The following is a 6,272-nucleotide window of genomic DNA, read 5'->3' as shown; positions in this document are numbered from 1 at the left end:
TAGTTATATACGGGAAGTAGCTCAGCTTGGTAGAGCACTTGGTTTGGGACCAAGGGGTCGCAGGTTCGAATCCTGTCTTCCCGATAATAATTTTCATGGGGCCTTAGCTCAGCTGGGAGAGCGCCTGCTTTGCACGCAGGAGGTCAGCGGTTCGATCCCGCTAGGCTCCATTCTTATTTTAATATAAGAGTTTCGCGGTGTAGCTCAGCTGGCTAGAGCGTCCGGTTCATACCCGGGAGGTCGGGGGTTCGATCCCCTCCGCCGCGATTATACATTTGGAAGAGCCTGGACCTTTAGCTCAGTTGGTTAGAGCAGACGGCTCATAACCGTCCGGTCGTAGGTTCGAGTCCTACAAGGTCCATTGTGACGTTGTTTATAGTATTATTTTTATCATGGAGGATTACCCAAGTCCGGCTGAAGGGAACGGTCTTGAAAACCGTCAGGCGGGTAAAACCGTGCAAGGGTTCGAATCCCTTATCCTCCTTTCTTAGGAATTAAATTTCCTTAGTCTAATTATCGCGGGGTGGAGCAGTCAGGTAGCTCGTCGGGCTCATAACCCGAAGGTCGTAGGTTCAAATCCTGCCCCCGCAATTGCTTTTGATTTCAAAAGCACATAAAAAGAAAAGTATGGTTTGGTAGTTCAGCTGGTTAGAATGCCTGCCTGTCACGCAGGAGGTCGCGGGTTCGAGTCCCGTCCAGACCGCCATGCGGGTGTAGTTTAGTGGTAAAACCACAGCCTTCCAAGCTGTTGTCGCGAGTTCGATTCTCGTCACCCGCTTTTCTTTTTGGGCCTATAGCTCAGCTGGTTAGAGCGCACGCCTGATAAGCGTGAGGTCGATGGTTCGAGTCCATTTAGGCCCATAATTTTATAAAATGGCCCGTTGGTCAAGCGGTTAAGACACCGCCCTTTCACGGCGGTAACACGGGTTCGAGTCCCGTACGGGTCATAGTTTTGTTACGGAGGATTACCCAAGTCCGGCTGAAGGGAACGGTCTTGAAAACCGTCAGGCGGGTAAAACCGTGCAAGGGTTCGAATCCCTTATCCTCCTTTCTTAGGAATCAATTTTCCTTGGTCTAATTATCGCGGGGTGGAGCAGTCAGGTAGCTCGTCGGGCTCATAACCCGAAGGTCGTAGGTTCAAATCCTGCCCCCGCAATTGCTTTTATTTTTTAAAGCATACATTTGCATAAAGCAAAAACGAATTGGTTTGGTAGTTCAGCTGGTTAGAATGCCTGCCTGTCACGCAGGAGGTCGCGGGTTCGAGTCCCGTCCAGACCGTTTTTGGCTCGGTAGCTCAGTTGGTAGAGCAATGGATTGAAGCTCCATGTGTCGGCAGTTCGATTCTGTCCCGCGCCATCCAAGAAAAATTTGCGGGTGTAGTTTAGTGGTAAAACCACAGCCTTCCAAGCTGTTGTCGCGAGTTCGATTCTCGTCACCCGCTTTTTTCTTATTTGGGGCCTATAGCTCAGCTGGTTAGAGCGCACGCCTGATAAGCGTGAGGTCGATGGTTCGAGTCCATTTAGGCCCATTTATTTCTTGGGGAAGTACTCAAGTGGCTGAAGAGGCGCCCCTGCTAAGGGTGTAGGTCGGGAAACCGGCGCGAGGGTTCAAATCCCTCCTTCTCCGTTTTTTCTTTTTAATGGCCCGTTGGTCAAGCGGTTAAGACACCGCCCTTTCACGGCGGTAACACGGGTTCGAGTCCCGTACGGGTCATAGTGAAGCATACAAACATTGTTTGTATGCTTTTTTTATTTTTATTACAAAAAAATGTCGTTGAAAGCGTTGACATTTGTTGTAAATATGTTATTCTTTGGATGTAGGGATAAGTAAATAGATGGATAGTGATTGTTTAAAGACAAGCTAAACCTAATTTTTTCATGAAGCGACAGGTGTGTCGTTCTTTTTGAAGAAATTGGGTTTTTCTTTTTTCAACGAAACACAAAGGAGGTGGGGCATTGATTATTCACAAAATTTTAAACAATAATGTGGTTATTACATTAGATGATGATAAACGAGAGCAAATTGTTATGGGCAAAGGAATTGCTTTTAAGAAACGCATTGGTGATTGGGTTCCTGATGAAAGCATCGATCAAGTTTTTTATTTAGCCAATCAAGAAACATCACTTAAGTTTCAAGAATTGTTAGGAAATATTCCTTTAGAGATGATGAAACTCTCGGATGACATTATTGTTTATGCAAAATCAACGTTGAAAAAGAGTTTGAATGATACCATTTATATTTCTCTGACGGATCATTTGTACACAGCTTTAGAAAGAAAAAAACAAGGAATTGCAATTAAGAATTTATTATTATGGGATATTAAACGTTTTTTTCCTGAAGAGTACGAAGTAGGAGTAAATGCTTTAAAAATGGTACAAAAGCGCGTAGGAATGGAATTGTCAACGGATGAGGCAGGTTTTATCGCATTGCACTTGGTGAATGCGGAGATGGAGGAAGAAGTCGGTAATATTTACGAATTGACAAAGTTGATGCAAGAGATTACAAATATCGTCAAATACTATTTTAAGGTAAGTTTTGATGAGGACTCTGTCTACTTTTATCGATTTAGCACACATTTAAAATTTTTCTGTTATCGCTTATTACACCAACGTGAAGTTGTCGAAAATGATGATGAAGAACTGTATGCGGTAATTAAAAAGAAATATCTCAACGCCTATCGTTGCGTGGAAAAGATCAGCTTGTATTTAAATGAGAACTATGACTATCAAGTTTCAAATGAAGAACGCTTGTACCTAACGATTCACATTGCACGAATTGTACAAACAACGGAACAATAAACGCACCACTTTGGATAGTGACATTCAGTTGGCTAAACCTTCAAATGAAAATAAATTTTTGGAGGAAAAAAAGATGGGAAAATATCATGAACTAGCAGAAAAAATTGTAAAAAATGTCGGTGGGCAAGAGAATATTAATAGTTTGACACATTGTATCACACGTCTTCGCTTCAAATTAAAAGATGAGAGTCAAGCGAATGATGATGTCTTAAAAAATATGGACGGTGTGGTAACTGTTATGAAAAGCGGTGGACAATACCAAGTCGTTATTGGGAACCATGTTCCAGCCGTTTATGAAGAAGTAGTTAGTATTGCAGGCTTGTCAGGAGAACGTGAAGAAGAAGCTTCCAGTGGGAATTTATTTGATCGCTTAATAGATATTTTAAGTGGTTGTTTCCAACCCTTTTTAGGGGCGTTAGCAGCGGCTGGGATGGTCAAAGGGTTAAATGCCTTATTGGTTTTCTTAAAGCTCTATACGGCTACGTCAGGGACTTATACCATGTTAAATGGGATTGGCGATGCAATTTTCTACTTTATGCCAGTTATTTTAGGTTATACAGCAGCTAAAAAATTCCGGTTGCATCCAATGGTAGGGATCGTGATTGGCGCAGCTTTATGTTACCCAACGATTCAAGGAAGTGCATTACAAACGGCCTTTGAAACAACAGCGGGTGCGGGAGCCGCAGCGCCGTATAATTTATTCGGCTTACCTGCCTATGATACATTTATGGGGATTCCTTGGGTCGGTGCGAACTATACAAGTAGTGTCGTACCAATCATCTTCATTATTGCTTTTGCGGCACAAGTTCAAAAAGTGTTTAAACGTATTATTCCAGAAGTTGTTCAAACGTTCTTAGTACCGTTTTTCGTCTTGTTGATTGCCTTACCAATTGGTTTCTTAGTAATTGGGCCAATCGTTAGCATGCTAACAGATTTATTAAGCGCTGGCTTTACAGCATTAATGAGTTTCTCACCAGCTTTGTATGGTTTGATTCTTGGTTTCTTCTGGCAAGTCTTAGTTATTTTTGGTTTACATTGGAGCGTTGTGCCATTAGCTATTATGCAAGTGACACAAGAAGGTTCAAGCCAAGTATTAACGGGATCATTTGCAGCTAGTTTTGCGCAAACAGCGGTTGTTTTAGCGATGTTCTTCAAATTGAAAGATAAAAAGTTAAAAGCTTTGTGTCCGCCAGCAATTATCTCTGGTATTTTTGGTGTAACAGAGCCAGCAATTTATGGAATCACTTTACCAAAAAAATGGCCATTTATTTATTCAATGATTGGTGGCGCTGTCGGTGGTTTATATTTGATGATCAACAATGTGACAGCTTATACAATGGGTGGTTTAGGAATTTTTGGTGTGCTAAACTTTATCAATGGTGATGATGCAAGTGGGATGATCCAGTCCTTTATTGCAATTGCCATTGCAGCGGTCGTTGGTTTTGGTCTAACATTCTTCTTCTGGAAAGACAATACAGTTGAGGAAGAAGAAGTGATTATTGATAAAACAACGATTAAAAAAGAAAATATTACAAGTCCAGTCAAAGGACGAGTGTTATCTTTAAAAAATGCAGAGGATCCTGCTTTTGCAAATGGAGCATTAGGAAATGGGGTCGTGATTGAACCAACGGAAGGTAAAGTGGTTGCACCCTTTGATGGAACGATTGTCACACTATTCCCAACAAAACATGCATTAGGTTTGATTTCAGATAACGGCACAGAATTATTGATTCATATTGGGATTGATACAGTTCAATTAGAAGGCGAAGGCTTTGAAGCTTTTGTAAAACAAGGTGACCGCGTGAAAAAAGGTCAAACATTAGTAACCTTTGATTTAGAAGGAATTAAAAAATCTGGGTTTAGTACACAAATTCCAATCGTTGTGACGAATACAGCGGATTATTTAGATATTTTGGAAGTCGGCAGTAATGAAGTTTCAACAAGTGATGATTTGCTGACCGCTTTAATATAAAAAGATGTGGAGGAAGAGAATTTATGGCATTTAGAAAAGACTTTTTATGGGGTGGCGCAACAGCAGCCAATCAATGTGAAGGTGGCTATAACGAAGGCGGACGCGGTTTGGCAAATGTCGATTTAGCGCCAACGGGTCCAGATCGTTTTCCAGTAATCACTGGTGAAAAGAAAATGTTTAACTTTGATGAAGAACATTTCTATCCTGCACAAGAGGCAATTGATATGTATCATCGCTATAAAGAAGATATCGCCTTATTTGGTGAAATGGGTTTTAAAACATACCGTTTATCCATTGCTTGGAGTCGAATTTTTCCAATGGGAGATGAAACAGAGCCGAATGAAGAAGGCTTGAAGTTCTATGAAGACTTATTCAAAGAATGTCATAAATATGGGATTGAGCCACTAGTAACGATTACACACTTTGACTGCCCAATGCACTTAGTGGAAGAATATGGCGCTTGGCGTAGTCGTAAGTTAGTAGGTTTCTATGAAAATCTTTGCCGTGTAATTTTCAACCGATATAAAGGATTAGTCAAATATTGGTTAACGTTTAACGAAATTAATATGATTTTACATGCACCATTTATGGGAGCTGGTCTATACTTTGAAGAAGGCGAAAACAAAGAACAAGTGAAATACCAAGCGGCTCATCATGAACTACTAGCAAGTGCAATTGCGACAAAAATTGCTCATGAGGTAGATCCTGAAAACCAAGTAGGTTGTATGTTAGCGGCTGGTTCCAACTACGCTTATACTTGTAAACCAGAAGATGTTTTCGCTGCTCGACAAGCAGATCGTGAAAATTATTTCTTTATTGATGTCCAATCACGTGGGGAATACCCTGCGTATGCTTTAAAAGAAATGGCCCGTAAAGGTATTCAAATTGAAATGGAAGAAGGCGACGAAGAACTTTTAAAAGAACATACGGTGGACTTCATTTCGTTCTCTTATTATTCTTCTCGTGTCACATCAACAGATCCAGAAATTAATGAACAAACAGCTGGTAACATCTTTGCCTCTGTGAAAAATCCTTATCTAAAAGCCAGTGAATGGGGTTGGCAAATTGATCCACTTGGTTTGAGAATTACGATGAATGACTTATATGATCGTTATCAAAAACCACTATTCATTGTTGAAAATGGCTTAGGAGCGGTAGACACACCAGACGAAAATGGTTATGTAGTCGATGATTATCGTATCGATTATTTGGCGGCGCATATTCAAGCGATGAAAGATGCCGTTGAACAAGATGGTGTCGACTTGTTAGGCTATACGACTTGGGGCTGTATTGATTTAGTATCAGCTGGAACAGGTGAAATGAAAAAACGCTATGGCTTTATCTATGTGGATCGCGATAACGAAGGAAATGGTACGTTAAAACGAAGCAAGAAGAAATCGTTTGATTGGTACAAAAAAGTAATCGCAACAAATGGTGAAGATTTAAGTAATTAATAAAATTAGCAACTATTAAAGGGCGTTTGACGTTGGTAGAAAAAACAA

3 protein-coding genes and 18 tRNA genes are annotated in these 6,272 nt (G+C 40.8%); all 21 read left to right on the top strand.

Going from position 1 to position 6,272, the window contains the following annotated elements; genetic code table 11:
* The first annotated feature begins 10 nt into the window (after positions 1-10).
* The 21 genes from AB3I72_RS10075 (at position 11) to AB3I72_RS09975 (ending at position 6,224) form a co-directional block, all read left to right on the top strand.
* Positions 11-84: transfer RNA gene (locus tag AB3I72_RS10075), tRNA-Pro, on the top strand.
* Positions 85-97: 13 nt separating this feature from the next.
* Positions 98-170, top strand: a tRNA-Ala gene (locus tag AB3I72_RS10070).
* Between the two features lie 23 nt (positions 171-193).
* A tRNA-Met gene (locus AB3I72_RS10065) sits at positions 194-267 on the top strand.
* Between the two features lie 20 nt (positions 268-287).
* Positions 288-361 (top strand) — tRNA-Ile (locus AB3I72_RS10060).
* 33 nt (positions 362-394) lie between these two features.
* Positions 395-484: transfer RNA gene (locus AB3I72_RS10055), tRNA-Ser, on the top strand.
* Between the two features lie 33 nt (positions 485-517).
* Positions 518-591 (top strand) — tRNA-Met (locus AB3I72_RS10050).
* Between the two features lie 38 nt (positions 592-629).
* Positions 630-706 (top strand) — tRNA-Asp (locus AB3I72_RS10045).
* A gap of 1 nt (position 707) precedes the next feature.
* A tRNA-Gly gene (locus AB3I72_RS10040) sits at positions 708-778 on the top strand.
* A gap of 9 nt (positions 779-787) precedes the next feature.
* Positions 788-861, top strand: a tRNA-Ile gene (locus AB3I72_RS10035).
* Positions 862-875: 14 nt separating this feature from the next.
* Positions 876-947, top strand: a tRNA-Glu gene (locus AB3I72_RS10030).
* 12 nt (positions 948-959) lie between these two features.
* A tRNA-Ser gene (locus tag AB3I72_RS10025) sits at positions 960-1,049 on the top strand.
* A gap of 33 nt (positions 1,050-1,082) precedes the next feature.
* Positions 1,083-1,156 (top strand) — tRNA-Met (locus AB3I72_RS10020).
* Between the two features lie 48 nt (positions 1,157-1,204).
* Positions 1,205-1,278 (top strand) — tRNA-Asp (locus tag AB3I72_RS10015).
* Between the two features lie 5 nt (positions 1,279-1,283).
* Positions 1,284-1,356 (top strand) — tRNA-Phe (locus tag AB3I72_RS10010).
* 14 nt (positions 1,357-1,370) lie between these two features.
* Positions 1,371-1,441 (top strand) — tRNA-Gly (locus AB3I72_RS10005).
* A 13-nt stretch (positions 1,442-1,454) separates the two neighbouring features.
* A tRNA-Ile gene (locus AB3I72_RS10000) sits at positions 1,455-1,528 on the top strand.
* A 10-nt stretch (positions 1,529-1,538) separates the two neighbouring features.
* Positions 1,539-1,626: transfer RNA gene (locus AB3I72_RS09995), tRNA-Ser, on the top strand.
* Positions 1,627-1,641: 15 nt separating this feature from the next.
* Positions 1,642-1,713: transfer RNA gene (locus AB3I72_RS09990), tRNA-Glu, on the top strand.
* A gap of 242 nt (positions 1,714-1,955) precedes the next feature.
* The gene (gene licT, locus AB3I72_RS09985; protein WP_002355181.1) at positions 1,956-2,798 is read left to right on the top strand and encodes a BglG family transcription antiterminator LicT; all 843 of its coding nucleotides are present in this window, start codon (positions 1,956-1,958) and stop codon (positions 2,796-2,798) included.
* Between the two features lie 73 nt (positions 2,799-2,871).
* A complete protein-coding gene (locus AB3I72_RS09980) occupies positions 2,872-4,770 on the top strand; it encodes a beta-glucoside-specific PTS transporter subunit IIABC (protein WP_368023892.1) in 1,899 nt (632 codons plus the stop codon).
* Positions 4,771-4,793: 23 nt separating this feature from the next.
* Positions 4,794-6,224: a 6-phospho-beta-glucosidase gene (locus AB3I72_RS09975; protein ID WP_002355183.1), complete on the top strand. Its 1,431-nt coding sequence runs from the start codon at positions 4,794-4,796 to the stop codon at positions 6,222-6,224.
* Positions 6,225-6,272 lie beyond the last annotated feature (48 nt).

The organism is Enterococcus sp. GC34 (assembly GCF_040886645.1).
GTDB lineage: Bacteria > Bacillota > Bacilli > Lactobacillales > Enterococcaceae > Enterococcus > Enterococcus faecalis.
The sequence above is the reverse complement of the archived record's forward strand: the minus strand, read 5'-3'. Positions and strand labels throughout refer to the sequence as shown.